This window comes from Pseudorhodoplanes sinuspersici (assembly GCF_002119765.1).
Taxonomy (GTDB): domain Bacteria; phylum Pseudomonadota; class Alphaproteobacteria; order Rhizobiales; family Xanthobacteraceae; genus Pseudorhodoplanes; species Pseudorhodoplanes sinuspersici.
This window is the reverse complement of record NZ_CP021112.1, coordinates 1,558,954-1,583,475: the sequence shown is the minus strand read 5'-3', so window position 1 is coordinate 1,583,475 and position 24,522 is coordinate 1,558,954. Positions and strand designations below refer to the sequence as shown.

At 60.7% G+C, this 24,522-nt stretch carries 23 protein-coding genes and 1 riboswitch; of the genes, 13 read left to right on the top strand and 10 right to left on the bottom strand.

What is annotated here, in order from left to right; translation table 11 throughout:
* Positions 1–390 (bottom strand): succinate dehydrogenase, hydrophobic membrane anchor protein, encoded by a 390-nt coding sequence (gene sdhD, locus CAK95_RS07835; RefSeq protein WP_086087408.1) that lies wholly within the window; start codon positions 388–390, stop codon positions 1–3.
* Complete coding sequence (gene sdhC / locus CAK95_RS07830; RefSeq protein WP_086087407.1) at positions 387–797, bottom strand: succinate dehydrogenase, cytochrome b556 subunit; 411 nt, start codon at positions 795–797, stop codon at positions 387–389. Before sdhC ends, sdhD begins: the two co-directional genes overlap by 4 nt.
* Positions 798–1,038: 241 nt before the next feature.
* On the opposite strand from sdhC, the gene CAK95_RS07825 reads away from it, so the two are divergent.
* Positions 1,039–1,923, top strand: a complete 885-nt coding sequence (locus CAK95_RS07825; RefSeq protein ID WP_086087406.1) for a LysR family transcriptional regulator — start codon at positions 1,039–1,041, stop codon at positions 1,921–1,923.
* Positions 1,924–1,985: 62 nt separating this feature from the next.
* On the opposite strand, the gene CAK95_RS07820 is transcribed toward CAK95_RS07825, so the two are convergent.
* On the bottom strand, positions 1,986–3,035 hold the full coding sequence (locus tag CAK95_RS07820; RefSeq protein WP_086087405.1) for a MaoC family dehydratase: 1,050 nt from the start codon (positions 3,033–3,035) through the stop codon (positions 1,986–1,988).
* A 180-nt stretch (positions 3,036–3,215) separates the two neighbouring features.
* On the opposite strand from CAK95_RS07820, the gene CAK95_RS07815 reads away from it, so the two are divergent.
* Together CAK95_RS07815 and CAK95_RS07810 are read left to right on the top strand one after the other, a co-directional pair.
* Positions 3,216–3,845: a cytochrome b/b6 domain-containing protein gene (locus CAK95_RS07815; protein ID WP_086087404.1), complete on the top strand. Its 630-nt coding sequence runs from the start codon at positions 3,216–3,218 to the stop codon at positions 3,843–3,845.
* A gap of 9 nt (positions 3,846–3,854) precedes the next feature.
* The gene (locus CAK95_RS07810) at positions 3,855–4,631 is read left to right on the top strand and encodes a molybdopterin-dependent oxidoreductase (RefSeq protein WP_086087403.1); all 777 of its coding nucleotides are present in this window, start codon (positions 3,855–3,857) and stop codon (positions 4,629–4,631) included.
* Between the two features lie 3 nt (positions 4,632–4,634).
* On the opposite strand, the gene CAK95_RS07805 is transcribed toward CAK95_RS07810, so the two are convergent.
* Together CAK95_RS07805 and CAK95_RS07800 are read right to left on the bottom strand one after the other, a co-directional pair.
* Positions 4,635–5,306, bottom strand: coding sequence for a class GN sortase (locus CAK95_RS07805; RefSeq protein WP_086087402.1), 672 nt, complete (start codon positions 5,304–5,306; stop codon positions 4,635–4,637).
* Positions 5,307–5,470: 164 nt separating this feature from the next.
* Positions 5,471–7,666, bottom strand: coding sequence for a marine proteobacterial sortase target protein (locus tag CAK95_RS07800; RefSeq protein WP_086091271.1), 2,196 nt, complete (start codon positions 7,664–7,666; stop codon positions 5,471–5,473).
* 318 nt (positions 7,667–7,984) lie between these two features.
* On the opposite strand from CAK95_RS07800, the gene CAK95_RS07795 reads away from it, so the two are divergent.
* From CAK95_RS07795 to CAK95_RS07780, 4 genes are all read left to right on the top strand, one after another.
* A complete protein-coding gene (locus CAK95_RS07795) occupies positions 7,985–8,755 on the top strand; it encodes a helix-turn-helix domain-containing protein (RefSeq protein ID WP_086087401.1) in 771 nt (256 codons plus the stop codon).
* A gap of 243 nt (positions 8,756–8,998) precedes the next feature.
* Positions 8,999–10,111, top strand: coding sequence for a 3-isopropylmalate dehydrogenase (gene leuB, locus CAK95_RS07790; RefSeq protein ID WP_086087400.1), 1,113 nt, complete (start codon positions 8,999–9,001; stop codon positions 10,109–10,111).
* A 138-nt stretch (positions 10,112–10,249) separates the two neighbouring features.
* Positions 10,250–10,468, top strand: a riboswitch (cobalamin riboswitch).
* 110 nt (positions 10,469–10,578) lie between these two features.
* Positions 10,579–12,552, top strand: coding sequence for a ribonucleoside-diphosphate reductase subunit alpha (locus CAK95_RS07785; RefSeq protein WP_198343818.1), 1,974 nt, complete (start codon positions 10,579–10,581; stop codon positions 12,550–12,552).
* Complete coding sequence (locus tag CAK95_RS07780) at positions 12,543–13,646, top strand: ribonucleotide-diphosphate reductase subunit beta (RefSeq protein ID WP_086087399.1); 1,104 nt, start codon at positions 12,543–12,545, stop codon at positions 13,644–13,646. Before CAK95_RS07785 ends, CAK95_RS07780 begins: the two co-directional genes overlap by 10 nt.
* A 656-nt stretch (positions 13,647–14,302) precedes the next feature.
* Here CAK95_RS07780 and CAK95_RS07775 read toward each other — a convergent pair.
* Positions 14,303–14,662: a hypothetical protein gene (locus tag CAK95_RS07775; protein WP_086087398.1), complete on the bottom strand. Its 360-nt coding sequence runs from the start codon at positions 14,660–14,662 to the stop codon at positions 14,303–14,305.
* 204 nt (positions 14,663–14,866) lie between these two features.
* Between CAK95_RS07775 and CAK95_RS07770 the strand changes: the two genes are divergently transcribed.
* Both CAK95_RS07770 and CAK95_RS07765 read left to right on the top strand, forming a co-directional pair.
* Positions 14,867–16,231 (top strand): sulfite oxidase, encoded by a 1,365-nt coding sequence (locus tag CAK95_RS07770; protein ID WP_086091269.1) that lies wholly within the window; start codon positions 14,867–14,869, stop codon positions 16,229–16,231.
* A gap of 187 nt (positions 16,232–16,418) precedes the next feature.
* Positions 16,419–16,766 (top strand): hypothetical protein, encoded by a 348-nt coding sequence (locus CAK95_RS07765; RefSeq protein ID WP_147413679.1) that lies wholly within the window; start codon positions 16,419–16,421, stop codon positions 16,764–16,766.
* 69 nt (positions 16,767–16,835) lie between these two features.
* Here the strand turns inward: CAK95_RS07765 and CAK95_RS07760 are convergent, their stop codons facing one another.
* A complete protein-coding gene (locus CAK95_RS07760) occupies positions 16,836–17,957 on the bottom strand; it encodes an acyl-CoA dehydrogenase family protein (protein WP_245303790.1) in 1,122 nt (373 codons plus the stop codon).
* 151 nt (positions 17,958–18,108) lie between these two features.
* Between CAK95_RS07760 and CAK95_RS07755 the strand changes: the two genes are divergently transcribed.
* Entirely contained in the window at positions 18,109–18,867 is a 759-nt protein-coding gene (locus CAK95_RS07755; protein ID WP_086087395.1) for a winged helix-turn-helix transcriptional regulator, read from the top strand.
* Here the strand turns inward: CAK95_RS07755 and CAK95_RS07750 are convergent.
* The gene (locus CAK95_RS07750) at positions 18,821–19,915 is read right to left on the bottom strand and encodes a hypothetical protein (protein WP_086087394.1); all 1,095 of its coding nucleotides are present in this window, start codon (positions 19,913–19,915) and stop codon (positions 18,821–18,823) included. The genes CAK95_RS07755 and CAK95_RS07750 overlap by 47 nt on opposite strands.
* A 124-nt stretch (positions 19,916–20,039) precedes the next feature.
* Here CAK95_RS07750 and CAK95_RS07745 point away from each other — a divergent pair, with 124 nt between their 5' ends.
* On the top strand, positions 20,040–21,074 hold the full coding sequence (locus CAK95_RS07745; RefSeq protein ID WP_086087393.1) for an aspartate-semialdehyde dehydrogenase: 1,035 nt from the start codon (positions 20,040–20,042) through the stop codon (positions 21,072–21,074).
* A 53-nt stretch (positions 21,075–21,127) separates the two neighbouring features.
* Here the strand turns inward: CAK95_RS07745 and CAK95_RS07740 are convergent, their stop codons facing one another.
* Positions 21,128–21,799 carry a carbonic anhydrase gene (locus CAK95_RS07740; RefSeq protein WP_086087392.1) on the bottom strand — a complete coding sequence of 224 codons (672 nt, stop codon included), beginning with the start codon at positions 21,797–21,799 and terminating at the stop codon, positions 21,128–21,130.
* 67 nt (positions 21,800–21,866) lie between these two features.
* The gene (locus tag CAK95_RS07735) at positions 21,867–22,604 is read right to left on the bottom strand and encodes a DUF429 domain-containing protein (RefSeq protein ID WP_086087391.1); all 738 of its coding nucleotides are present in this window, start codon (positions 22,602–22,604) and stop codon (positions 21,867–21,869) included.
* A 255-nt stretch (positions 22,605–22,859) separates the two neighbouring features.
* Here CAK95_RS07735 and CAK95_RS07730 point away from each other — a divergent pair, with 255 nt between their 5' ends.
* Together CAK95_RS07730 and CAK95_RS07725 are read left to right on the top strand one after the other, a co-directional pair.
* Positions 22,860–23,738, top strand: a complete 879-nt coding sequence (locus CAK95_RS07730; RefSeq protein WP_086087390.1) for an HpcH/HpaI aldolase/citrate lyase family protein — start codon at positions 22,860–22,862, stop codon at positions 23,736–23,738.
* Positions 23,739–23,870: 132 nt separating this feature from the next.
* Positions 23,871–24,485, top strand: a complete 615-nt coding sequence (locus CAK95_RS07725; protein ID WP_086087389.1) for a LysE family translocator — start codon at positions 23,871–23,873, stop codon at positions 24,483–24,485.
* Positions 24,486–24,522 lie beyond the last annotated feature (37 nt).

Sequence of the window (24,522 nt, the reverse complement as noted above, 5' to 3'; positions counted from 1 at the left end):
TCAAACCCCGAATGACAGTTTCACCAGCGCGTAGACCGACGACAGGCCGACCGCGAAACAGAAAAATGTGTTGATCATGATCAGCGTCAGCTTCAGATCGCTGTGCACGTAATCCTCAATGATCACCTGCATGCCGAGCCACATGTGGTAGGCGCTGGTGATCACGAACATGATCAGTGTGATGGCGACGAAGGGTGAGCCGAGGATCTGCGTCGCCGCCGCATGATTGCGGCCCATGATGCCGATCACGATAAAGATCACGACGATGGTGAGCGGCACCAGCGCGACCGACGATACGCGCTGCTTCCAGAAATGGTCGGTGCCGGACTTCGCCGAGCCGAGATAGCGGACACGCGACAGCGGCGTGCGCATGGAGGGTTGCTTGCTCATCGGGCGCCTCCAATGAAAATGTAGCCGATCACCCAGATAACGATGGTGAGGCCGATCGAGCCGACCAATGTCGCGAGGGTCAGCCATTCGCGTTCGGCCGGGCCGAAGCCGCGGCCGGTGTCCCAGATCAGATGACGGATGCCGCCGAGCATGTGGTGAATCAGGGCCCAAGTGTAACCGAACAGGATCAGACCGCCGATGATCGAGCCCATGAAGGCCTGGACCTTGGAATAGGCGGTCGGGCCGGAGGCCGCCGCCAGCAGCCACCAGCACAAGAGCAGGGTGCCGAAGAACAGGGCCGCCCCGGTGATGCGATGCACGATCGACATCATCATGGTCAGCATCGGCCGGTAGATGGTCAGATGCGGGGATAGTGGCCTTTCGACCGTGCGGCGTGTGTCTGCCATATGTTCACTCCAGCCGGCTCCAGGGCCGGGTCTTGCCGGGGCCTCCAGAGCATGGGCTGGCCCTTAAACACGGGTCCGGCCGCTGGAAACCGCCGATCTGGCTGCCTTAGAGACAGTCAAATTTCGGAAACGGCGAACCAATAAGCCAAAACTTATTCCGCACAATAGGCATTTGGAGTAGGATGCCTTCGTAATTTCCGAAGGCTGATGCCACAATCTGTAGCTGTTCGAGATTGGTCCCGTGCGCTTCGATATACCTGATCTCAGTCTGTTCCGGCATGTTGTCGAGGCCGGCAGCATCACGCAGGGCGCCGCCCGGGCGAACCTGGCGCTGGCCGCCGCCTCGACACGTATCCGCAACATGGAGGATGCGATCGGCGCGGCTTTGCTGATTCGCAATCGTCAGGGCGTGACTCCGACGCAGGCGGGACGGACCCTGCTGCAGCATGCCCGGACCATCCTTGCGCAGGCGGAGAAGCTGCGGGAGGACCTCGGCGCCTATTCCGGCGGTTTCTTCAGCCAGGTCCGGATTCTGTCCAACACCAATGCTCTGACCGAGTTTTTGCCGGATGTTCTGAGCTCGTTCCTGGCCGCGCATCCGCATGTCAGCATTGACCTGGAGGAAAGGCTCTCGGACGAGATCGTCGGATTGATCGCCGAAGGCGTCGGCGATATCGGCATCGTCGCCGGCACGGTGGACACGAGCAGGCTCGTGACATTTCCGTTCCGCAGCGATCGCTTCGTGCTGGTGGTGTCGGCGGACCATCCGCTGGCACGGCGCGAGAAGATCGCTTTTGCCGATGTGCTGGACTACGACTTCGTCGGCCTGGACCGTGCCAGCGCGCTGCAGCGCTTTCTGGCCGACAAGGCGAGCCGCATCGGCCGCCCGATCAAGCTTCGCGTGCAGTTGCGGTCATTCGATGCCGTCTGTCGTCTGGTCGAACGCAAGGCCGGCATCGGCGTCGTGCCGGAAACGACGGTGAACTGGGCCGCGCGCAGCATGGCGATCAAGGCGGTCGATCTCACCGATACCTGGGCGCTGCGCGATCTGACCATCTGCGTGCGAGACGTGAAGTCGTTGTCGGCCTTCGCGCGTCAGCTCGTCGAGCACATGCGGGCGGGGTAGCTCTCCTTCTCACCTCCCCCTGAAAGGGGGAGGGAGTCCATTAGCATCGTGCTTTGTGTTGATCACCTTGGAATCAACACCCAGTAATCGAGATCGAGGATCACCGCCGGATCGTCTTCCTCACCGTTCTTCAACGGGAAGTCATTGCACGGCTTGTCCTTGGTCGCGATCGTGCGAACGCGCAGGGCGCCGACATCGTTGCGCCGTGGCAGTTCGGCCTTTGCCAAAATCTCCGACCACGCGAAGACGGTGTTGCCTGCAAACAGCGGCGCGACATGACGGCCGCCATTGATCGCCGCGACATGAAACGCATTGCCAAGCCCGTTAAACGATAACGCGCGCGCCAACGAAATCACATGCCCGCCGTAAACGAGGCGACGGCCAAAGCGGCCCTGACCTTCATTGAACTGGTTGAAGTGAATGCGCGCCGTGTTCTGATAAAGCCGCGTCGCAATCTGATGCTCGGCTTCCTCGACTGTGACGCCATCGATGTGATCGATCTTCTCGCCGACATTATAATCGCCAAAGCGATACGGGCTGCCGGCAAGGACGTTGTCATATGCGCCGCTATCGATCGGCGGGCAGGCATCGCCCAGCAGATTGACATCGAGCGCCGTCGGCAGGCGCGGGATGTGTTCGCCGGGAGAGGGAGCGGCCGCGTCACGCTTGTGCACCATCACCCAGCGCACATATTCAAGCACTTGCGTACCATCCGCCTTGTAACCGACGGAGCGCACGAACACGATGCCGGTCTTGCGGTTTGAATTCTCTTTCAGCCCGATGACTTCCGACACGGCATTGAGCGTGTCGCCGGGATAGACCGGTGCGAGAAAGCGGAAATTGGCATAACCGAGATTGGCAACCGCGTTCAGCGAAATATCCGGTACCGTTTTGCCGAACACGATGTGAAAGACCAGCAGGTCGTCGATCGGCGATTGCGGATAGCCGATGCTCTTGGCGAAAGCGTCCGAGGATTGCACGGCGAAGCGGGCGCCGAACAAGCCATTATAGAGCGCGACGTCACCGGTGGTCACAGTGCGCGGGGTGGCGTGGCGGATCGTCTGTCCGACCCGGAAGTCCTCGAAGAAATTCCCTGAAAAGGTTTTCGTCATGTCCTCGTCACGCGCTGTATGGGTGATTTTACGCGCTGTTTATGAACAGCCTTTGCTTTGTCTTCAAGGGCGGGCCGCGAAAAGAGCAATCGAACGCCGCTCGCGGCAATCCTCAAAAAGCCGTGAGACTCATCCTATGCAAAATTCGGGCCCTTAACCCGAATCCGGTAGCTTCGTGCCATGAGCGTCATCACAACGGAAATCCGGCAAACAGCCGAAGAGGGTGGTCCCCAGATTCATCCTTTATGGGTGCGTGTGACGCATTGGGTCAATGCGGTCGCCATGATCTTGATGATCATGTCAGGCTGGCAGATCTATAACGCCTCGCCGCTGTTTCCCTTCGTGTTTCCACCGTCAATCACATTGGGCGGATGGCTTGCCGGTGCGTTGCTCTGGCATTTCGCGGCGATGTGGCTGTTTGTGGTCAACGGGCTTGTCTACCTCGTCCTTGGGATCGTGACGGGCCGCTTCCGCCGCAAGTTCTTTCCCATCAGCCCGCGTCAGCTTGCGGCCGACATCAAGGCTGCCCTGACTTTCCGGCTCTCGCATGATGACCTGTCGGTCTATAACGCCGTGCAGAAGCTGCTGTATCTCGGCGTCATTATCGCGGCTTTCGTCGCCGTGCTATCGGGCTTGTCGATCTGGAAGCCGGTGCAGTTGCAAACATTGACCGCGTTGTTCGGCGGCTATGATTTCGCACGCTATGTGCATTTCGCCGCAATGGCCGCGATTGTCGGATTTCTTGTGGTCCATGTGCTGCTGGCAGTGCTTGTTCCCAAAAGTCTGCGTGCCATGATTATCGGACGATAGGAGGCTGCCATGCGCCGCTTTCGAAGGATCATTCCAGGTGTCGATCCCAGGCTTCTGATCAAAGATGCCGGAAAGATCATGCCTGAGCCGGCACGCCGTACGTTCCTGCGTGGTGCGGCCTCGCTCGGCGCGCTGACCATGCTGACCGGCTGCGATGTGGTCGATTCCGTCTCGGCCGAGAAAGTGTTGCGCAAGATCTCCGAATTCAACGACGGCGCGCAGGCTTTACTGTTCGATCCCAATCAGCTCGCGCCGACCTATCCGGCAAGCGCGATCACCAAGCCGTTTCCTTTCAACGGCTATTATCCGGAGGAAGATGCCCCGGAGGTCGATGGCAGGGATTTCAAGCTTGAGATCGGCGGGCTCGTCGATAACAAGAAGTCATGGACACTCGATGAGCTCTATGCGCTGCCGCAGGAAACGCAGATCACGCGTCACATCTGCGTCGAAGGCTGGAGTGCGATCGGAAGCTGGACCGGTGTTCGGCTATCGGAATTTTTGCGCCGTATCGGGGCTGACACGACAGCAAAATATGTCTGGTTTCAATGTGCCGAAGGTTATTCCAACACCATCGACATGCCGACCGCGCTGCATCCGCAAACGCAGCTCAGCTTCAAGTTCGGCGACGAGATCCTGCCGCGCAAGTACGGATTTCCGATGAAGTGCCGTATCCCGACCAAGCTTGGCTTCAAGAATCCCAAATACGTCATCGCCATGCATGTCACTAACACCGATCTTGGCGGTTATTGGGAAAACCAAGGATATAACTGGTTCAGCGGCTTGTGACATTCATGCCCTTTTTGCCCGCTCGTCCCCGCGAAGGCGGGGACCCAGGTGTTCTGGATTCCCGCTTTCGCGGGAATGAGCGGATGTGGGGAGAACTTGCTCCCTAACCAGCTCCGCATGAACAAGATAGCGCATCGGCCCCGGAAACGTCGCATCCAGCGGCCAGCAGGTCGCAAGAACCAGGTGGCGTCCGTCGGCAAATGGATCGATGCCGGACTGATCCCAGCGCACAATCGATGTGTGCGACACGCGATAGCGGAATGTGTCTCCGGTTCGCAGCGTCACACGCACTTCATCGCCGGTGACGACATCTTTCAAAAATTGGAAATGCGTGTCGCGATGTGCGGAATAGACCGCCGTGCCGTTGCTTCCTGCATGCGGTGTCGTTTCGACATGACCGGGACCGAAGGCCAGCGCCTGTCCGCTGCTTCCATGCAGCACGATCGCATTGGCCTGCAGGCGCGGCACTTCGATACGGGCAATCGGCCAGGTATCGGCCCAGGACCACGGCTTGACGGTTTGCCCGGTCTTGATGGTTTCGGTGAAGGCCCGTTCGAGCAGGACCTGTGCGAGTTTGGCTTTGGCGTGCATCCACAATCCCTGAGCTGAAAGCGTGAGGCCAGCCGCACAGAGAAGCGCTGCTGCAATGAGGTGAGGCTTCAGGATGCGGCGCATAGAGGCGATCGTCTTTCGTTTGAAGAGGGAAGGCGCGCACGCAGTGGGGGACTTTCGATCTGCGTGCGCGCTGGAGAGGTTTGGGCGAACCCCTTCGTATCGGCGCGCGGTTGGCAAAGGTGGAAGGGGATCTGCCTTCGGCCGCGCGCCAACAGCGTTGTGCTTCAGGAAACGAGGCGTCCCTTCATCCGTGTGATCAGCAGGACGATCAGGCTCAGTGCGACGAGCGCGAAGCCGATCATCATCCGCAATTGCGCATCCGTTGCGGTCCTCGGTAGCATCACGCTGTTGTTCACCGCACGGGCGACGACGATCGGCGCGGCCTGCATATTGCGGGCGGCTGCGACCTTCATGTTGGAGGTTATCGTTGCAGCGTCGCGTTGCGGTGTTGCCGGCGTGTCTTGCGACGGCGCATTTGGTTCGGCGCGATCGTCCTTGCGCTGAAGCTGAAGTTTCTCGCCGAACACCTTGTCGAAGTCCCAGCCGGCCGGGAGGTTGAGTGGCAGGTCGGCCTTCACAAGGCGCACGCCTTCGGGACGGCTTGGCGTCTTGTCGACAGCGACCAGGCTGGTCAGTCGCGTCACGAGTTGATGATCGAGCCCGAGCGCGGTGATGATCTTGTCGGTCTCTTCCGGCGTTGCCTGACGCAAGGTCCTGGCGACTTCGGCATCGGCGATCTTGCGGCGCGCCCACAGCTTCGACAGGCCCTTGCCTTCAGCAGCGTTGGTCAGCGGCAGCGTGATGCTCCACGGCCGGTCGCCGATACGGCCCTTGATCTCGAGATTGCCCGCGAGCGCCGACAGCTTCGCCGCCATGACCAAAGGCTCGCCGCGATAAAGATCGGGCGCAACCGCTGGCGTGATGTCGGCTTTCGCGTCGGAGAAGCTGACGGCAAGGTTGGTCACCGCCGGGCTTTCCAGCTTCTCGAACAAGGCGCGCATGCGCTGCTCGACCTGATCGACCGAACCGATATGCGTGAAGGTGCCGCGGCCGATTTCGGCCGCTCTGTTCATCAGGAACGAATTCGGCGCCGAACCGATGCCGACCATGAACACGCGCGAGCGCCCGCGCATCGCCGCCAGCGTATCCAGCAATTGCTGGTCGTTGCCGATGGCGCCGTCGGTCAAGAATACGACTTGACGCAGCAAATTCGACTCCGTCGCGCGGGCATCGGTCAGCGCCGCTTTCATTGCCGGCACCATTTCCGTGCCGCCACGCGCTTCAAGGGCCGAGACGAAGCTTTTGGCGCGCGCAACATTCTCGGCATTGGCCGCAACGCTGTCGGGGAACAGCACGTCATAGGTGTTGTCGAAGCGGATGACGTTGAATCGGTCCGCCGGCTTTAAGCGGTCGAGGGCGTGAATCAGGCTGGCCTTCGCCTGCACCATCGATGTGCCACCCATGGAACCGGAATTGTCGATGACGAAGATCGCTTCGCGCGCACGCTGTTCCTGTGTCTGTTCCAGCGATGGCGGCGTCACGAAGGCCAGCAGATAATCGTCATCACCGACGCGTTCGCGGAACAGGCCGACCGACGGTGCGCGCTGCGCCGCCGATGTCCAGGTCAGTTCGAAATCGCGGTCGGCCGGGACCGGTCCTTCGACCAGCTTGATGACCTGCGTGTCGGCCGACACGTTTTCAGTGCTGATCTGATGATGGTGGCTCTTCACGTCGGCGAGCGGAAAGCCGGCCTGCAGACGAACAGTGATCTGCACGGGGTTCACCGGCCCATGCTCGCGCGGATCGAGAACGGGCGACGTGATGCGATCGCGATCCGGAACTGGATCGTTGCTGGCGCCCCAGCCATTGCCATCAGTTTTGAAATCGACCGTCTGCGCGACCGGCGCCGGATTGTAGCGCGGCGCGACCACCAGCGGGATGCGCAGCGAAAATGTGCCGGCCGATTGTTTCACCGGCTGCTGGTATTCGATCTGCACCAGGACGGTTTCGCCAGGCCCGATATTGGCGACCGAATTGGTGAAGATGTTCGGGCGCTCCTGCTCGATCAGCGAGGCCTTGTAGCCGGAGGCCTTGGCCTGCTCGTAGATGGCACGGGCGGTCTGCCGTTCCTTGATCTCGCCAACGACGATGCGCTCACCGATCACCATCTTCAGCGTATCGACCGCGCCGTCTTCCGCCAGCGGATACACATAAACCGCCTCGACCCAGTTCTGGGTGTTGTTGTGGAAGATCTGTGTCACGCGGCCGCGAATGGTCGGGCCGCTGACGGTGAGATCGTAGTCGGCGCCGAGCCGCGGCGCTTCGACATATTCATTGCCGTTGCGCAGCAGAAGTGAACCGGACTTCATCTGGTTCGGCCAAAGCTGGCTTTCCGCCCGCGCTGTGGCATGAAAACTCATAAAAAAAGCCGCAATTGCTAGCACAATCGCGGTCAAGATTTTCGTCGTCCCGACTTGCCAGACGCGGACCCGCGCCCGTGATTCTCTTGGCTGTAACTCATCCAGACTCGAATGATTAATCCTGATCGTGGACGTGATTTCCGTCGCTCCCATCTCGTCGCTCCTTTGCGAACCAATCCGTGTCAGAATTGGTGCGCGCAGATGCGCGATCGTTCGAGCGTGATGTTCGAGAATTTTCGTCATTCATTCGCCGCGAGGCGATGCAGATTTTACGTGGTTGTGCGGGCCGTTACGGCTCTGTGAGGGGATTTGAGGGCGATGCTGGTGTCCGAGAAACAATTGACATCCGAACAAAGCCGCGTGGTTGCGGTCACGGTGCGCGAAGAGATCGCGCGGCGGCGCATGTCGCGTCAGCAGCTTGCGGACGAAGCGCGGATCAGCATCTCGACGCTGGAAAAAGCGTTGTCGGGCCGCCGCCCCTTCACGCTTGCCACCACGATCCGTCTGGAAGAGGCGCTTGGTGTCGCCTTGCGCAAGGCTGAAGCAAAAAGCATTGGGCCGGTTGTCATCGAGGCTGGCGTGGCGCCCGATGAACTTGGTGCCTATGCGCGCCGGTCGGTGAAATGGATCGAAGGCACGTATCTGACGCTGCGGCCCTCATTCGGCGAACCCGGCGCGATCTATGCGTATCGCACCGATATCGCCTGGGATGATGGACAATCAAGCCTGGTCTTTCGCGAAGGCGAGCGGCTCGATTCCGATTTTTCTCAGTTCGGATCGGTCGCTGTGCCAAACCAGTCCGGCCACGTCTATCTCGTGACCAATAGGCACGGGCAATACCGGCTGATCACCGTGTCGCGTCCGACCATCACAGGCGAGATGCACGGCATTCTGACGACATTGCTGGCAGGACGCGGCTCGCATTTGACGCCGATTGCGGCACCCATCGCATTCATCCCGATGCACGCGATCAAAGATGCAGCGTTCGGCCGGATCGCAGCCGATCACGTCAGTCACGCTGTCTATCGGACTGTTCTCAAGCGAACGGTCGATGAGCCGTTCGCGATGTTTCTGCCGGGCCGAGATTGAAGCGCATCACCTCGTTCGTTAACCGCTCATCCCCGCCAACAGATCGCGCCGAAGGCGCGTCCGATGACAAGCTCCGGCGGGGATCCAGCGTTTGACTCTGGTCCCCGCTTTCGCGGGGACGAACGGCAATAGCTGCTCTTTCAACCGGTCGGTGCATTCGGCCCAACAGCCAGACCGCCTTGTCATTTGCCGCCCGGCCCTTTAGCACTCCGCCACCTTTCCATCCTGCGAGGCGTCTATTTCATGGCCAGTCACAAGCTCCTTCTGCTCGCCGGCGACGGCATCGGTCCCGAAGTCATGACCGAGGTCAAAAAGCTGATTGATCTGTTCAACAAGAAGGGCTTGGCGCAGTTTTCCTTCGACGAAGGGCTGGTGGGCGGCGCCTGCTATGACGCCCACAAGGTCTCGATCACCGACGAAACCATGGCCAAGGCGGATGCCGCGGATGCCGTGATTTTCGGCGCCGTGGGCGGGCCGAAATGGGATGCCGTGCCTTACGAGGTGCGCCCGGAGGCGGGCCTTCTGCGTCTGCGCAAGGATCTTGGCCTCTATGCCAACCTGCGCCCGGCCGTGACCTATCCGGCTTTGGCCGAAGCCTCCTCGCTGAAGCGCGAGCTGGTCGAGGGCCTCGACATCATGATCGTGCGCGAGCTGACCGGCGGTGTCTATTTCGGCGAGCCGAAGACCATTACCGATCTTGGCAACGGCCAGAAACGCGCCGTCGACACGCAGGTTTACGATACCTACGAAATCGAGCGCATCGCCCGTGTCGCGTTTGAACTGGCGCGCAAGCGGCGCAACAAGCTGACCTCGATGGAAAAGCGCAACGTGATGAAGACCGGCGTTCTCTGGAACGAGGTCGTCACGCAGGTGCACAACCGCGAATTCAAGGACGTTACGCTCGAGCATCAGCTCGCCGATTCCGGCGGCATGCAGCTCGTGAAAAATCCCAAGCAGTTCGACGTGATCGTTACCGACAACCTGTTTGGCGATCTGCTCTCCGACATCGCGGCGATGCTCACCGGCTCGCTCGGCATGCTGGCTTCGGCCTCGCTCGGCGAGGTCAACCCGAAGACGAGGAAGCGCAAGGCGCTGTACGAGCCGGTGCACGGCTCGGCGCCGGACATTGCCGGCAAAGGTCTCGCCAACCCGATCGCAATGATCGCCTCGTTCGGCATGGCGCTGCGCTATTCCTTCGACATGGGCAAGGAAGCCGACATGGTGGACAACGCGATCTCGGCGGCTTTGGCCCGCGGACTTCGCACCGCCGACATCGCCGCCAAGGGCGAAGCGACGATCGGCACGACCGAGATGGGCGATGCGATCGCCGAGGAGATCGAGAAGCAGGTCGTCTGACGTTCCTGTGTTTGTCTATTTTGGGCGCGGCGGGAGCCGCGCCCAAAGCCGGCAAGAGTTTTTTAAGTTTCGTCCCCGGATTTCCGATGCGTCGTGTTGAAGACGCAAATAGCGCTTGACGACTCACTGCGCCTGACTACCGTATCTAGTCATCACGGTCCTCAACCCACACCATTTGGTGTTTTTGAGGCTAAGAGGGAACCCGGTGCGCCAGAAGGCAAATCCGGGGCTGCCCCCGCAACTGTAAGCGGCGAGTCGCTGTCTTTCATCGTGTCACTGGTGCCAGCCGGCGCCGGGAAGACCAGACGGCGACCAGGACCCGCGAGCCAGGAGACCTGCCGTGATCGATGAAACGTCCTCGGGCGGGGTGCTCCGGAGGGACGCTTGCAACCACGCACGTCCGTGCGTCGGTTAAAGCCGCAAGCCGTCCGCTGGTCCTTCGCTCCTTCATATTCAGGGGTGAGCCGATGCCTGCCAGTGCTTTTGACTTCGACCGTCGCGGCGATCTTGTTGCGCCGAATCACCGCGCTGCTGTCCTTGCGCAGTTCCGCGAACCCCAATTGTTTGCGTTGGAAGGGGACAAGCCTGCTGTTGTTGCAGAGCCTGCGCAGCAGACCCGCGCGCCCCTGCTCGGACCGCTCGCGCCGCAGCCGAAACCATCCGATCTCAAGCTCGATCGCAGTCGCGATGACCTCCTGACCAATTTTGGCAAAGCGACGCTGAAGGATCGCTATCTGCTCGAAGGCGAGAGCTATCAGGACATGTTCGCGCGCGTATCCTGCGCCTTTGCCGACGACGTCGCGCATGCGCAGCGGCTCTATGACGCGATGTCGCAGCTCTGGTTCATGCCGGCAACACCGGTGCTCTCCAATGGCGGTGCACCGCGCGGTTTGCCGATCTCCTGCTTCTTGAATTCGGTGTCGGATTCACTCGACGGCATTGTCGGCACCTGGAACGAGAATGTGTGGCTCGCCTCCAATGGCGGTGGCATCGGCACCTATTGGGGCAAGGTGCGCTCGATCGGCGAGAAGGTGAAGGGCGGAGAGACGTCGGGCATCATTCCCTTCATCCATGTGATGGACGGCCTGACGCTGGCGATCTCACAGGGCTCACTGCGGCGCGGCTCGGCCGCCGTGTATCTCGACATCCATCATCCCGAAATCGAGGAGTTTCTGGAAATCCGCAAGGCGTCCGGCGATTTCAATCGCAAGGGTCTCAACCTGCACCACGGCATCAACGTCACCGACGAATTCATGCAGGCGGTGAAAGCGGGTGCGATGTTCTCGCTGCGCAGTCCGAAGAACAACGAGGTGATGCGGCAGGTCGATGCGCGCCAGCTCTGGCAGCGCATTCTCGAAACCCGCCTGCAGACCGGCGAGCCTTATCTGCTCTTCATCGATGCGGTGAACCGCGCGCTGCCGAAGCATCAGCGCGAACTCGGCCTGAAGGTCACAACGTCGAATCTGTGCAGCGAGATCACGCTGCCGACGGGTATCGATCATCGTGACGAGGAGCGCACCGCGGTCTGCTGTCTGTCGTCGCTCAATGTCGAGACCTGGCATCAATGGTGCGATGCGCCGGGCTTCATCGAGGACGTGATGCGTTTCCTCGATAACGTCCTGACGCATTTCATCGACGTCGCGCCGGACGGCATGAAGCGCGCGCGCTATGCCGCCTTGCGCGAACGCTCGGTCGGCCTCGGCGTCATGGGCTTTCATTCGTTCCTGCAGTCGCAGAACATCCCGTTCGAAAGCGCGATGGCGAAGTCCTGGAACTTCAAGATGTTCCGGAAAATCCGCCGCGATGCGGATGCTGCGTCGGTGGCGCTGGCCAAGGAGCGCGGTTCCTGTCCCGATGCGGCCGAACGCAACATCGTCGCACGGTTCAGCCACAAGATCGCGATCGCGCCGACCGCCTCGATCAGCATCATCTGCGGCGGCACCAGCGCCTGCGTCGAGCCGATCCCGGCCAATATCTACACGCACAAGACACTGTCCGGCGCGTTCTCGGTGCGCAATCCGCATCTTGCGAAAGTGCTCGCTGCGAAGGGAGCGGACACACAGGAGACATGGCAATCGATCATCGAGCATGAGGGCTCGGTCGCGCATCTCGATATTCTGAGTGAGCACGAGAAGATGATCTTCCGCACGGCCTTCGAAATCGATCAGCGCTGGATCATCGATCTTGCGGCCGATCGCACGCCGTTCATCTGCCAGAGCCAGTCGCTCAATCTCTACATTCCCGCCGATGTCGATAAGTGGGATCTGCACATGCTGCATTGGACGGCATGGGAGCGCGGCATCAAGAGCCTTTATTATTGCCGCTCCAAGTCGATTTCGCGCGCCGGTTTTGCAGGTCAGCTCGAAAAAGAACAGGGCAAGACGGCACCAATGCAAGTCCAGGCGCGGACCGATTACGAGGAGTGCCTGGCATGTCAGTGATTGATCTCGACGCCGTTGTGCCGATCAACATCACGCACATCGATCCGCGGACGCTGATCGGCAAAGGCAAGATCGGCCTTCTCGAATCGACCGGCACCTATGATGTCGATCGCTATGCCTGGGCCTATGAATTCTGGAAGCGCCAGCAGCAGACGCATTGGATGGGCGAGGAAGTCCCGCTCGGCAACGATCTCAAGGATTGGGCGTCGGACCGCATCACGCCGAGCGAGCGCGATCTCTTGACGCAGATCTTTCGCTTCTTCACGCAGTCGGACATCGAGGTCGGCGACAATTATCTGAAGCGCTATATCCCGATCTTCCAGCCGCTGACCGTGCAGATGATGATGGCCGCCTTCACCAATATGGAGACGGTGCATATCGACGCCTATGCGTTGCTGCTGAAAACGCTCGGCATGCCGAAGACCGAGTTCGAGGCCTTCCGCGACTACGGTGAGATGCGCGCCAAGGCGGACTACATGCACGAATTCGGCGTCGAGACGGTGGCCGATGTCGCGCGCACGCTGGCAATGTTTGGCGCCTTCACCGAAGGCATGGCCTTGTTCGCCAGTTTCGCGATGCTGCTCAACTTTCCGCGCCACAACAAGATGAATGGCATGGGCCAGATCGTGAGCTGGTCGGTGCGCGACGAGAGCCTTCATTGCGAGGGCATCATCAAGCTGTTCCACGAATGGAACAGGGAGACCGGGGCGATGACGCCGGCGGTCCGCGACGACATCATCGATGTCGCCAAGACCATGGTGAAGCTGGAAGAGAACTTCGTCGATCTCGCCTTCTCTCTGGGCGAGGTCGAGGGTATGCGGCCCGAGGAAATCCACTTCTACGTACGTTACGTCGCCGATTGGCGGCTGACGCAGCTTCGGCTGCCGACCGTGTTCGGATATTTCGAAGCCAGCGAAGGCGGCTATACGCAGGTAAAGCCGCACCCGCTGCCGTGGCTGGTGGAAATCCTCAACGGCGTCGAACACGCCAATTTCTTCGAACAGCGCGCCACCGAATATTCGAAGGGGGCCAGCCGCGGTTCATGGGATGGCGCCAATGGCGTCTGGGCGGCGTTTGATCGGACGAAGCGGTGAAAGCTCGCCGCGAGATAAAGAGTTTTCGTGCGAAGTGAGAGCCGGTTCGCGTGAAGAACGTTGCACTCTTTTTTACCCTCCCCCTCCAGGGGAGGGTAAAGAGGGAGCGACGTCGTCACTCTCCGATTCAACTTTCAAACAGCCACGCATGATCGTCTCGCGATGCCAGCCGGCATCCGAGTGAGACGTGAGGGACGACGATGCGCCGGCAAGCGCAGGTCAGTCCTTGTGATGCTGCGCGGCTTTCACCGTGCAGCCGCCTCCCGGCGCATCGTCGGCAGCGTTTGTGCGACCACCGGGCCGCGCTTTACGCCGGATGTTTTGTCGTGGGCTTAAACGTCTCCCGCGCGCACTCCATCCGTGTCAGCCAGCTCCTGGCAGAGGCTCTTAGTGGCCTCGGGCGGAGGAGCCCCGGTGCCGCCCGAGTGCTGGCTTGCGAACCAGCCCGCAGGCGCTGCATCCCGCTCCGCCATTCAGAACGCCTCCGGACGGCGTCCCTCACCTGAGCGAGACGCAGAAGGTATATAGTCCTATAGGAATTTTGTCAATAGCTCGGGCTTGCTGTGCGGCGTGCCCAAAGGAGTGTCCCGTTGCCCATCCAGGCAACAAAAAAGCGCGGGTCTCAGCCCGCGCTTTTTCCCGTCAAAATCAAGTGATTACCACCAATCAACCCGGCCGGGCCAAGGCTTGTAAGGCACGTCAAACGGGCCATTGAACGGGTTACGGCTCCAAGTCTGGTTGGGCACCGCGTCGGCAAGGGCCGAATAGTAGAGGGGCTCGGCATAGTCGCGGTACTTGTACTCGCCAGGGATGAGCTCGGGCCCCGGATCGAGATAGGAGCGCCGCTGCACCGTGATGCGCGAGCGCGGCTTGTGCCGCAAATCACGTTGCTGGTTGGTATAATAGAAGAAATCTTCCTGCGAGCGCCGGGTCTGGGCCTCGGCCGGCACGCTGGTCAAGAACAAAACACCGCCTAAAGCGGCTGCCGCAAGGGCTGAAAGGGTCGTCAGGCGCATAGCCGTCCTCGTGAATTTCGATTCAAACGCACTCTACGCGGCTTTGGTTCATTCCACCAAAGACTTCTGCGCCGGGATGCCGCGCCGTAGCGGGTCGTGTTGCAGATTGACCACGGATTCCGACGCATTAGGATTATTGAATGCGTAGCACGAAGGTGTTGCGAAAACAAAAACGGCATGGCGATGCCGGAAAGCGAGGAAACGATGTCCAAAATCGAGCGTTCGATGGAGGAATTATACAAGGACGACCCGGAACGCGCCGACGCAGTGGTATTTGGACGCAAGCCGGACGTCAGCCGGCGCGGCTTCATGGGCGGCGCGGGACTTGCGGCAATCGGCGCCACGGTCGGCGGTGCCATTCCGTTTTCACAGAACATGCCGGGCGGATTGATGCCGGGTGCTTTTGCACAGGACAAACCTGCGGCTCCACCCGCTGCCGCTCCCGCGGCGCCGGCGGCGAAGGGGCCGATCCCGCTGAATTTCCCGGGCAAGAGCGACAAGCTGGTGGTGCTCGGCGAGAAGCCGTTGGTGGCCGAGACGCCGGAAAGCCAGCTCGACGATGACACCACGCCGACTGACAAATTTTATATCCGTAACAACGGGCAAATTCCGGAGATGGCGAAAGATCCGGACAAATGGAAAATCACCATCGACGGCGAGGTGAACAACAAGCTCGAACTCACCCTCGGAGAGCTCAAAGCGAAGTTCAAACCGGTCACGCGCCGCATGGTGCTGGAATGCGGCGGCAACGGCCGTTCGTTCTTCACGCCGGAAGCGCGGGGAAACCAATGGACCAATGGCGGCGTCGGCTGTGCCGAATGGACCGGCGTGCGCGTCACCGACGTGCTGAAGGCCGCGGGCGTGAAGCCATCGGCGGTGTTCAGCGGACACTACGGTGCCGATCCGCATCTGTCCGGTGACAGCAACCGCGTTGCGCTCTCGCGCGGTGTGCCGATCAAGAAATTGATGGATGAAAACAACCTGATCGTTTGGAACATGAACGGCAAGCCGCTGGAAAATATTCACGGCTTTCCGGTGCGGCTCGTGATTCCGGGCTGGCCCGGCTCCGTCTCCAGCAAATGGTTCACGCGCATCTGGGTCCGCGACAAGGTGCATGATGGTCAGGGCATGGGCGCCACTTCCTATCGCGTGGCGATCCAGCCCATGGTGCCGGGCGGCAAACCCGATCCGAAGAACTTCAAGGATCTGGAGTCGATGCCGGTCCGATCGATCATCACCAATCCGGCCGACGGCACGAAAATTCCAGCCGGCACGCGCGAGGTGAAACTGCGCGGCGCTTCGTGGGCCGGCGATCATGAGGTGAAGCAGGTCGATATCTCGACGGATTACGGCGCCACTTGGCATCGTGCACAGCTCGGAAAGCCAAAGAACAAATATGACTGGCAGCGCTGGACGGCGACAGTGAAGCTGCCATCAGACGGCTATTACGAGATCTGGACGCGCGGGACGGATTCTCGCGGCGTGTCGCAGCCATTCGTTGCGGGCTTCTGGAATCCGCAAGGCTACGGAGCCAACCCGATGCATCGCATCCGCGTGCTGGTGGGTTGATCGGCGTGCGTGAAATTTTCGTACGATGCTGCCGTATGGCAGTCTTACCTCCCCCTGAAAGGGGGAGGTCGGCGAGCAAAAGCTCGCCGGGTGGGGGTCGAGCGAAGAGCGGGCGATTGGATTGATGCAAATACTTGACCCCCTCCCCAACCCTCCCCCTTTTAGGGGGAGGGAGCCTGTCCGTGACGTGGCGATAGCTGTGATCATCGCTGCTGCTCTCTCATTGATCCCAGTATTCACCCACGCGCAGCAACAACGTTCCTTCACGCCAACCGATGAATCGCCAGACGACCTGCCCGCAGGTTCCGGGCGCGAAGAAACCTTCTATGCCTGCACTGCCTGTCATGGTTTCAAGATCGTGGCGCAACAAGGCCTCACGCGTGCGCAGTGGGACGATTCGCTGAACTGGATGACCACCAAGCACGGCATGAACGCGATTGAAGGCGACGATCGCAAGATCATTCTCGATTATCTCGAGCAACATTACCCGCCGCGATCAAAGCCGGGACGCGGCTCGCCGAATCCGTTTTTGTAGCTCAGCATCCTGCGCCTCATCCTTCGGAACGCGCTTGGCAGCGCTCCTCGGGATGAGGCCGATTGAGATTCAACATAACTTCCCATCAAGCGGCAGACCAAGTGCCATGCGGCCAGCCAGGTCGCGTTGCGCGTAGGGCGCCAGCGGATGATAGCGAGCAGCTTGAATATCACGGAACAGCCGCTCCACCGGGTTTGTGCGCAAATACCCGCCTCCATGCGCAAGTTCTAATGCTTTGTCTGCGGTCGCAAGCAGAGCACGCGCGAGATTGCTGCGATCCTGGAACATGCGATTGGTTGTGTCGGGGCCGGGCTGTCCGTTGGTTGCGACCAACATATCCGCAAGCGCAACGCGCGCGGCGGCAAGCTCGGTGTCGAGTGCGCCGGCGAGATCGATCAACTGTGGTGTCAGGGGCCGCCGCTTGACAAGATCGAGCGCTGCGTCGCGCATCGCTTCGGCAACGCCATAATAGACCGAGTAGATCAGCGGGAATGCGATCATAGAGATGATGTGGAAGAGCGGATGCCAATTGCCACGAGGCCGCTTCAGCGCAATCGCGGCGTCGGCCACGAAAAATCCGTCGATATGCACCTGATGCGATCCTGTGCCACGCATCCCCATGGCGCGCCAATTGGTTTCGATGGTGACTTCTTTCGCGTTAAGCGGAACCATGAAATGCAGAACCGTCGGGCCCGTTTCCGGATCGTTGTAAACGGCGCTGGTGTTCAGCAACGTTCCGGCCAGAACGCCGCTGGCAAATCCTTTCGTTCCTTTGATCAGGAAACCGCCGTCGACGCGTTCTGCCGTTCCCGAACTCTCGAGCCAATCCGAACCGCCACTTGAGATCAGCATGATCTGTTCGGCGGCGATGCGCTTGAGCACGGCATCGACCGGCGCCTTCTGATTGCGCCATCGCCACGCCAGCAAGGCGACCACATGCGTGTGCATGGAATAAGCCAGCGCGGTCGAGGTGCAGGCGCGCGTCATCGATCGAAGCAGGTCGGACAAATTTTGTTGATCGAGCCCGTCGCCGCCGAGCTCGACCGGGACCGCAGCGGACATCAAACGCGCATTCTTTAGATCCACAAAATTTTCGGACACGAACTCATCGTTTGCGTCGTGCGCCGCGCTCCGAGCGATAAAGTCCCGAAGGATGTCTGCAACCCGCTCAAACGGGTCGGATTCCCGCATCTCGTGTTTGTGAATGGCGGTCGCCATTGGAAGCCTCCTGGTGTGATTGCCCTTGTCTTTTCTCGTTGTCCGCATGTGGCAACGCGAGCGGCCTTCCAACAAGTCCATTATCTGTACTGGAGCGGCACCGGTCTTTGTGGTCTGATGGGCCATGGCGCAAAGCGGTTATGGGCAATTCTGTCCTGTTGCGAAGGGCGCGGAGATCGTCGCGACCCGTTGGACGCCGCTGATTCTGCGCGAGATCATGAGCGGCGAACGAAGCTTCAATGACATCCATCGCGGTGTGCCGCTGATGTCACGCGCGTTGCTGGCCGAGCGTCTTCGGCAGCTTGAACACGACGGCATCGTCGCGAAGCGTCCGCGCAAAGATCAGAAGGGACATGACTGGGCACTGACTACAGCCGGCGATGCCTTGCGCGAGGTCGTTGATGTGATTGGGCGTTGGGGCTTGATTTACGGGCGCGACAAAATCACCCCTGGCGATCGGGATTCTACCGTTTTGATGTGGGCTTTGCGCCGCCGCGTCGATCGTGAGGCCTTGCCGCCGCGCCGTGTCGTTGTGCGCTTTGATCTGTCGGGTGTTGCGCGTTGCCGCACCGGTCTTCGCAAGCACTGGCTTGTACTTGAACCATCGGACATCGATGTCTGTTACAAGGATCCCGGCTTTCCGGTCGATGTCACAGTGACGGGCGAGATGTCGGCGATGGTGTCGGTCTATCTCGGCTACGCCACGTGGCGGGACGCGATCCGCAAGGCGTTGCGTGTCGAAGGCGATCGCGAGATCAGCAAACGATTGGAGTCGTGGCTTCAGTTGGATCGTATCGTCGGGCGCGACCTGCCGATCGTGCCGCCCGCGGGCACGCCTAGCGCTCCAACCGGCCGCGGAGCTTCGGTTTTGCGGAACTCGTGATGATATCGCTGCTTGCGCGTTTCGGTGTCGCGTATGCCAACGCGTCACGCTGGCCGCAGAAGTCGCGCCGCAACTCGGCGTGCGCGAACAGGCGTGTGATTTCCGGATCGCTCGCCGCCGAGAGCAGCGACAGGCGATCCAGCGCGCAGGAGATTGTCGAGCGATCGACAATCGTGTTCATGTTGCACGCTACACCGGTGATCTGCACCCGCTGATCATCGAAGGCATTCGCAAAACCAATGCAGCGATAGCTGTTGAATGGCTGGATGGCGAATTCGAACACCTGAAACGAACCGAATTTCGACGGGATCGGCATCGTCTCTTCCATATCAGTGACACGCCCGTATTCGGACGCCCGCAGCGTGATCTCGTCATCGGTTTTGCCGAAGGTCGCGATCTCATGCCCGGCACGATAGATTTCGACGCTGGCAAAGCGCTCTGTCTTGCCGAGCGCGCCGAATGACATCGTATCCTTGCGGCCGCCGCGTTCGGCGTGGCGCTGGATGGCGTAATGCATGTCGTTGGCCACGCCGGGGACCGACATCTCGAAGGCCGGCCAGGGCTTGTCGACCTCGATCCAGGCCGGACGCGGTGCCGGCTCGCGGATGACCACGACTTCGGGCTGCTTGAAAAGTTCCGCCGCGAACAGCGACAGGACGGCGATGCCACCCAGATAGGCGAAGATCCGCACCAGCACCGCGCGCCCTTCGGGCGGCAGGACGAAGGGCTCGCTGGCCGTCAGCGCCAGTTTTTGCCAATCGGTGGTTCGGGCGACGGTTATGACTGAGGTCGCGGCGCGCCAGCTTAGGGTCTCGATGGCACGGCCAGTCCGGTCAAAGCCGCCGATCGTGGCCTGCGAGGCGCGCTTAAGCCATTGGCCTTGCGACAGAAACAGCGACAGCCGCAGCCAGCCAAACGTCAGCTCACGGCGCCATCGCGTCTGCCATTTTTGAAAATCGGCCCGGAGGACATCGACTGGCGATCGTTCCGCTGCAAAGCCGGAAACAGGTCGGGACGGGACGCTTCTGGTCCCTGTAAATTGCCTCAAGAAACAGCCCCCCTCGACGGCCTTTCAAGCCGACGTTGTCATGGCTGCCTTTCTCGCTTAGAAGCCCCTCCGTCCGGTTTCCGCATTGCGCAAACGCGGACCATTTTCCGCCGGAGAGTCAACGATGGGTTACAAGGTCGCGGTTGTCGGCGCCACGGGCAATGTGGGCCGCGAAATGCTCGAAATCCTGGCCGAGCGGCGGTTTCCCGCCGACGAGGTCGTTGCCATTGCCTCGCGCCGTTCGCAGGGCGTGGAAGTCTCCTATGGCGACAAAACGCTGAAGGCCAAAGCGCTCGAGCATTACGACTTTTCCGACATCGATATCTGCCTGATGTCGGCCGGCGGTGCCGTGTCGAAGGAATGGTCGCCGAAGATCGCAGCGCAGGGCGCGGTGGTGATCGACAATTCGTCGCAATGGCGCATGGACCCGGACGTGCCGCTGGTGGTGCCGGAAGTGAATGCCGATGCGATTGCCGGCTTCACCAAGAAGGGCATCATCGCCAATCCGAACTGTTCGACCGCCCAGCTCGTCGTGGTGCTGAAGCCGCTGCACGACAAGGCGAAGATCAAGCGCGTCGTCGTCTCGACCTATCAATCGGTGTCGGGCGCCGGCAAGGATGGCATGGACGAACTCGATCGCCAGACCAAGGCGGTCTATTCGCTCGGCGAACTCGAGACCAAGAAATTCACCAAGCGGATCGCCTTCAACGTCATTCCGCATATCGATGTCTTCATGGACGACGGCTACACCAAGGAAGAGTGGAAGATGGTGGCCGAGACCAAGAAGATTCTCGATCCGAAGATCAAGCTGACCGCGACCTGCGTGCGCGTGCCGGTTTTCATCAGCCATTCGGAAGCGGTGAATATCGAATTCGAAAACGAGATCACTGTCGACGAGGCGCATGAGGTGCTGCGCAATGCGCCGGGCGTGCTGGTCGTCGACAAGCGCGAAAACGGCGGCTACGTCACGCCGTATGAAGCGGCCGGCGAAGACGCCACCTATGTCAGCCGCGTGCGCGAAGATCCGACCGTCGATCACGGGCTCGCGCTGTGGTGCGTATCGGACAATCTCCGCAAAGGCGCGGCGCTGAATGCGATCCAGATCGCCGAAAGCCTGATCAACCGCAAGCTGATCACGGCAAAACAGAAGGCGGCGTAATTTCTGGTCATTCCGGGGCGCGACCGTCAGGTCGCGAACCCGGAATGACAGCCCTAAAACCTCGGTCCCGCCAGCACTTTCGCATGCTCGGCCTCAGCCACCGGCACGAACTCCCCGCTCTCACGGTCACACACCGACAACGCACCTGTGGCGACGCCAAAATACGCGCCATGGACCATGACAGTGCCGCGCTCGATCATTTTGGCGAGCCGTGGAAACGTCATCAGGTTGTCGAGGCTGTTGATGATATTCGCCTGTTCCAGCTTGCGCAGATAATCAGCCGGCGAGAGCGATCCGCGCGGCCCGGCCTTGTCCATCGCCGGTGCCATCAGCTTCATCCAGTTGCCGATAAAGTCACCCGGCGACAGCGGCTCTGCGTCCTCGGCGAACGCGCGTACGCCACCGCATTGCGCATGGCCGAGCACAACGATGTGTTTGATCTTCAGCGCGGCGATGCCGAATTCCAGTGCCGCAGACACGCCATGCGCATGACCATCCGGCTCGTAGGGCGGGATGATATTGGCGACATTGCGCACGACGAAGAGTTCGCCCGGCCGCGCGTCGAAAATAACTTCGGGCGATACGCGCGAGTCGCAACAGCCGACCACCATGATTTGCGGCGCCTGGCCGGTTTCCGCCAGCGCCTGATAGCGGCTCTGCTCCTCACGCAACCGGCCGCCGAGAAAGGCGGTGTAGCCTTCGAGAAGGCGATCAGGGAAAGTCATGGCGATCCGTTCTCACAGTTTATGTTGTTCCGGGGCGCCGCGAAGGTCCTGGAATGACTACCGTTATTCACGTCCAGATCGCCATCGGCAACCCATAGGCATCGCATGGCGGTGGATCGGGAAACGGTCGTGCGATACCGGCATGGAGGCGACGCGCGATCATAGCGCAGGCCAGCGCGTCGAGAAGATCGTCAGCGGCTGCACCCTCAGGCGGCGCAGCTTCGACGATATCGCGCGGCAATCCGGCCATGATCAGTAATTCGCGCCGCAGGCGAAGTCCGGGCCCGTAAACCGTGCCCTTGATCTTCTTCGGCTCGGTCAAGGCGCGCTCGCCATTCAATCGCCAGAAGGCGGCTTCGGGGTGAACCTCGAACACCCGCGCCGCCAGGGCTGCATCGTCTCGCAGGCAGGCATCCACCTCGCGGATTTTCGGTGCGATCATGAAAAGCTGCTTCGAGATCTTGCGCGGTGGATCGGAGGTGGCGAGGGCGATGCCGCAAGCTTTGCGATAGTCGCTTGCCGCCAGTGCTGATCGTGAGGGTACGGAAAACACCGACGACTGCCGTGCGCCCAAGAGTGGCCGGATGGCGTTTTCCGCGGCCCGGCCGCCAATGCCGGTGCGCTCTGGCAAGCCGATCGGCATATCGACGGCGACGACAGCGGGCCTTTCCGGCGCTTCGATGATGTCGGCAAAGCGCGGCATGATGCGGACGCGGATTTCGTCGCCGGCCGGCCGGACAAAGGCCGCGGCCCATCCCGCGCGGCAGCCATCCAGGCCCACAAGCCAGACGTCGTCGTTATTCATTCCAATCGCTGTCCTCCACAGCTTGTCGCTTGCGGCTTACGCTGGCATGACTGCGGCTGTCTCGCTAGTGGTCCGATTCTAACGTTCGCACCCCGTTTCAGCAGGCACTGTTGCGAACGTTAGAATCAAAGGACCACTAGCAAGTACAAGCTGCTAGTGGAGTTTTGGATTTGACATTCGCTTTGCGAGTCTGCGGTTAACAGGGTAGCGAATGTCAAATCCACTCCACTAGGCTTGCGACAAAAAGGGGACATCATGACCATCCGACCGCGCCGTTCCGTTCTTTACATGCCAGGCTCGAATGCCCGCGCGATCGAGAAGGCGCGCACCCTGCCGGCCGATGGCATCATTATCGATCTGGAGGATGCGGTTGCGCCGGACGCGAAAGTTCAGGCGCGGGAACAGGTTGCCGCGGCGGTGAAAGCCGGAGGCTTTGGCGCCCGGGAGGTGTTCATCCGCGTCAACGGTATCGATACGCCGTGGCATGCGGAGGATATGGCGGCGGCCGCGCGTGCCGCGCCCGATGCGATCCTGGTTCCGAAAATCAACAATTCCGCGCAGCTTGAAATGGTCGGACGCCGCCTGCTCGATATGGGGACCGATCACAAGACGCGGATCTGGGCGATGATCGAAACGCCGATCGCCATCATCAACATCGCCGATATCGCCGCTGCGGCAAAAGATTCCGAAACGCGATTGTCCGGCTTCGTGCTCGGCACCAACGATCTCGCCAAGGAAACATCGGCGCGGCTTGTTCCGGGCCGCGCGCCGATGCTGCCGTGGATCACAAGCTGCGTCCTGGCCGCGCGCGCTTATGGCATTGCGATCCTCGATGGCGTGTTCAACGATATCGGCAATGCGCAAGGTTTCATCGAAGAATGCCAACAGGGACGCGATCTCGGCATGGACGGCAAGACGCTGATTCATCCCAACCAGATTACGCCGTGCAACGAGACCTTTTCGCCGAGCGACACCGAGATCGCGCAGGCGCGCAAGTTCATCGCCGCATTCGAGTTGCCGGAGAATGCCGACAAGGGCGCGATCATGCTCGACGGCCGCATGGTCGAACGCATGCATGCCGACATCGCCCGCCGCACGGTGGCGGTCGCGGATGCGATTGCGGCACGGAGCTGATGGTTTGCATATGAATCACCCCATCCTCCGCTCGTCCCCGCGAAGGCGGGGACCCAGAGTTTAAAACTGGATTCCCGCTTTCGCGGGAATGAGCGGATGAGGAAACGCTTCGCTCCAATAAAGGCAGGTACCATGTCCCTCGAACTCTTCGCCGCCTATCTCCTCGCCTGCGTCGTCTTCACGCTCGTCCCCGGTCCGACGGTGACGTTGATTGTCGCCAACTCGCTGACGCATGGCACCCGCGCAGGTCTTCTCAATGTCGCGGGCACGCAGCTTGGCCTCGCCGTCTTCGTCGGCGTGCTGGTGATCGGTCTTGCGTCGGTGATCGAGACGATGGGTGTGTGGTTCGACTGGGTGCGCTTCATCGGCGCCGCCTATCTCGTCTGGATCGGCCTCAAGATGTTTCGCGCCTCAGGCAAAATTGACGATCTCGGCAAGACGCAAGCGCCACGCGGCGGATTTTTGCTGCAGGGCTTTCTGGTGATGCTCAGCAATCCGAAGGTGCTGATTTTCTTCGGCGCTTTCATTCCGCAATTCGTCGATCCGAATGGCGACTATGTCATGCAGGTGATCCTGCTCGGCGCAACGGCGATGTTCACGGCGGCCATTACCGACGGCTCTTATGCCATCCTGACCGGCCGCGCGCGATTGTTCTTCACGCGGGCGCGTGTCCGTATGATCGCGAAACTCAGCGGCGTCTTCCTGATCGGCGGCGGCGTGTGGCTGGCGCTGACAAGGACGCGGTGAAAACAAAAATGGCCGGGCGATAAGCCCGGCCATTGCA

Excerpts from the sequence above, each read along its gene's own strand:
- sdhD (WP_086087408.1), bottom strand. The coding sequence starts at position 390 with ATGAGCAAGCAACCCTCCATGCGCACGCCGCTGTCGCGTGTCCGCTAT.
- sdhC (WP_086087407.1), bottom strand. The coding sequence starts at position 797 with ATGGCAGACACACGCCGCACGGTCGAAAGGCCACTATCCCCGCATCTG.
- CAK95_RS07820 (WP_086087405.1), bottom strand. The coding sequence starts at position 3,035 with ATGACGAAAACCTTTTCAGGGAATTTCTTCGAGGACTTCCGGGTCGGA.
- CAK95_RS07815 (WP_086087404.1), top strand. The coding sequence starts at position 3,216 with ATGAGCGTCATCACAACGGAAATCCGGCAAACAGCCGAAGAGGGTGGT.
- CAK95_RS07810 (WP_086087403.1), top strand. The coding sequence starts at position 3,855 with ATGCGCCGCTTTCGAAGGATCATTCCAGGTGTCGATCCCAGGCTTCTG.
- CAK95_RS07805 (WP_086087402.1), bottom strand. The coding sequence starts at position 5,306 with ATGCGCCGCATCCTGAAGCCTCACCTCATTGCAGCAGCGCTTCTCTGT.
- CAK95_RS07800 (WP_086091271.1), bottom strand. The coding sequence starts at position 7,666 with ATGAGTTTTCATGCCACAGCGCGGGCGGAAAGCCAGCTTTGGCCGAAC.
- CAK95_RS07795 (WP_086087401.1), top strand. The coding sequence starts at position 7,985 with ATGCTGGTGTCCGAGAAACAATTGACATCCGAACAAAGCCGCGTGGTT.
- leuB (WP_086087400.1), top strand. The coding sequence starts at position 8,999 with ATGGCCAGTCACAAGCTCCTTCTGCTCGCCGGCGACGGCATCGGTCCC.
- CAK95_RS07785 (WP_198343818.1), top strand. The coding sequence starts at position 10,579 with ATGCCTGCCAGTGCTTTTGACTTCGACCGTCGCGGCGATCTTGTTGCG.
- CAK95_RS07780 (WP_086087399.1), top strand. The coding sequence starts at position 12,543 with ATGTCAGTGATTGATCTCGACGCCGTTGTGCCGATCAACATCACGCAC.
- CAK95_RS07775 (WP_086087398.1), bottom strand. The coding sequence starts at position 14,662 with ATGCGCCTGACGACCCTTTCAGCCCTTGCGGCAGCCGCTTTAGGCGGT.
- CAK95_RS07770 (WP_086091269.1), top strand. The coding sequence starts at position 14,867 with ATGTCCAAAATCGAGCGTTCGATGGAGGAATTATACAAGGACGACCCG.
- CAK95_RS07760 (WP_245303790.1), bottom strand. The coding sequence starts at position 17,957 with ATGCGGGAATCCGACCCGTTTGAGCGGGTTGCAGACATCCTTCGGGAC.
- CAK95_RS07755 (WP_086087395.1), top strand. The coding sequence starts at position 18,109 with ATGGCGCAAAGCGGTTATGGGCAATTCTGTCCTGTTGCGAAGGGCGCG.
- CAK95_RS07745 (WP_086087393.1), top strand. The coding sequence starts at position 20,040 with ATGGGTTACAAGGTCGCGGTTGTCGGCGCCACGGGCAATGTGGGCCGC.
- CAK95_RS07740 (WP_086087392.1), bottom strand. The coding sequence starts at position 21,799 with ATGACTTTCCCTGATCGCCTTCTCGAAGGCTACACCGCCTTTCTCGGC.
- CAK95_RS07735 (WP_086087391.1), bottom strand. The coding sequence starts at position 22,604 with ATGAATAACGACGACGTCTGGCTTGTGGGCCTGGATGGCTGCCGCGCG.
- CAK95_RS07730 (WP_086087390.1), top strand. The coding sequence starts at position 22,860 with ATGACCATCCGACCGCGCCGTTCCGTTCTTTACATGCCAGGCTCGAAT.
- CAK95_RS07725 (WP_086087389.1), top strand. The coding sequence starts at position 23,871 with ATGTCCCTCGAACTCTTCGCCGCCTATCTCCTCGCCTGCGTCGTCTTC.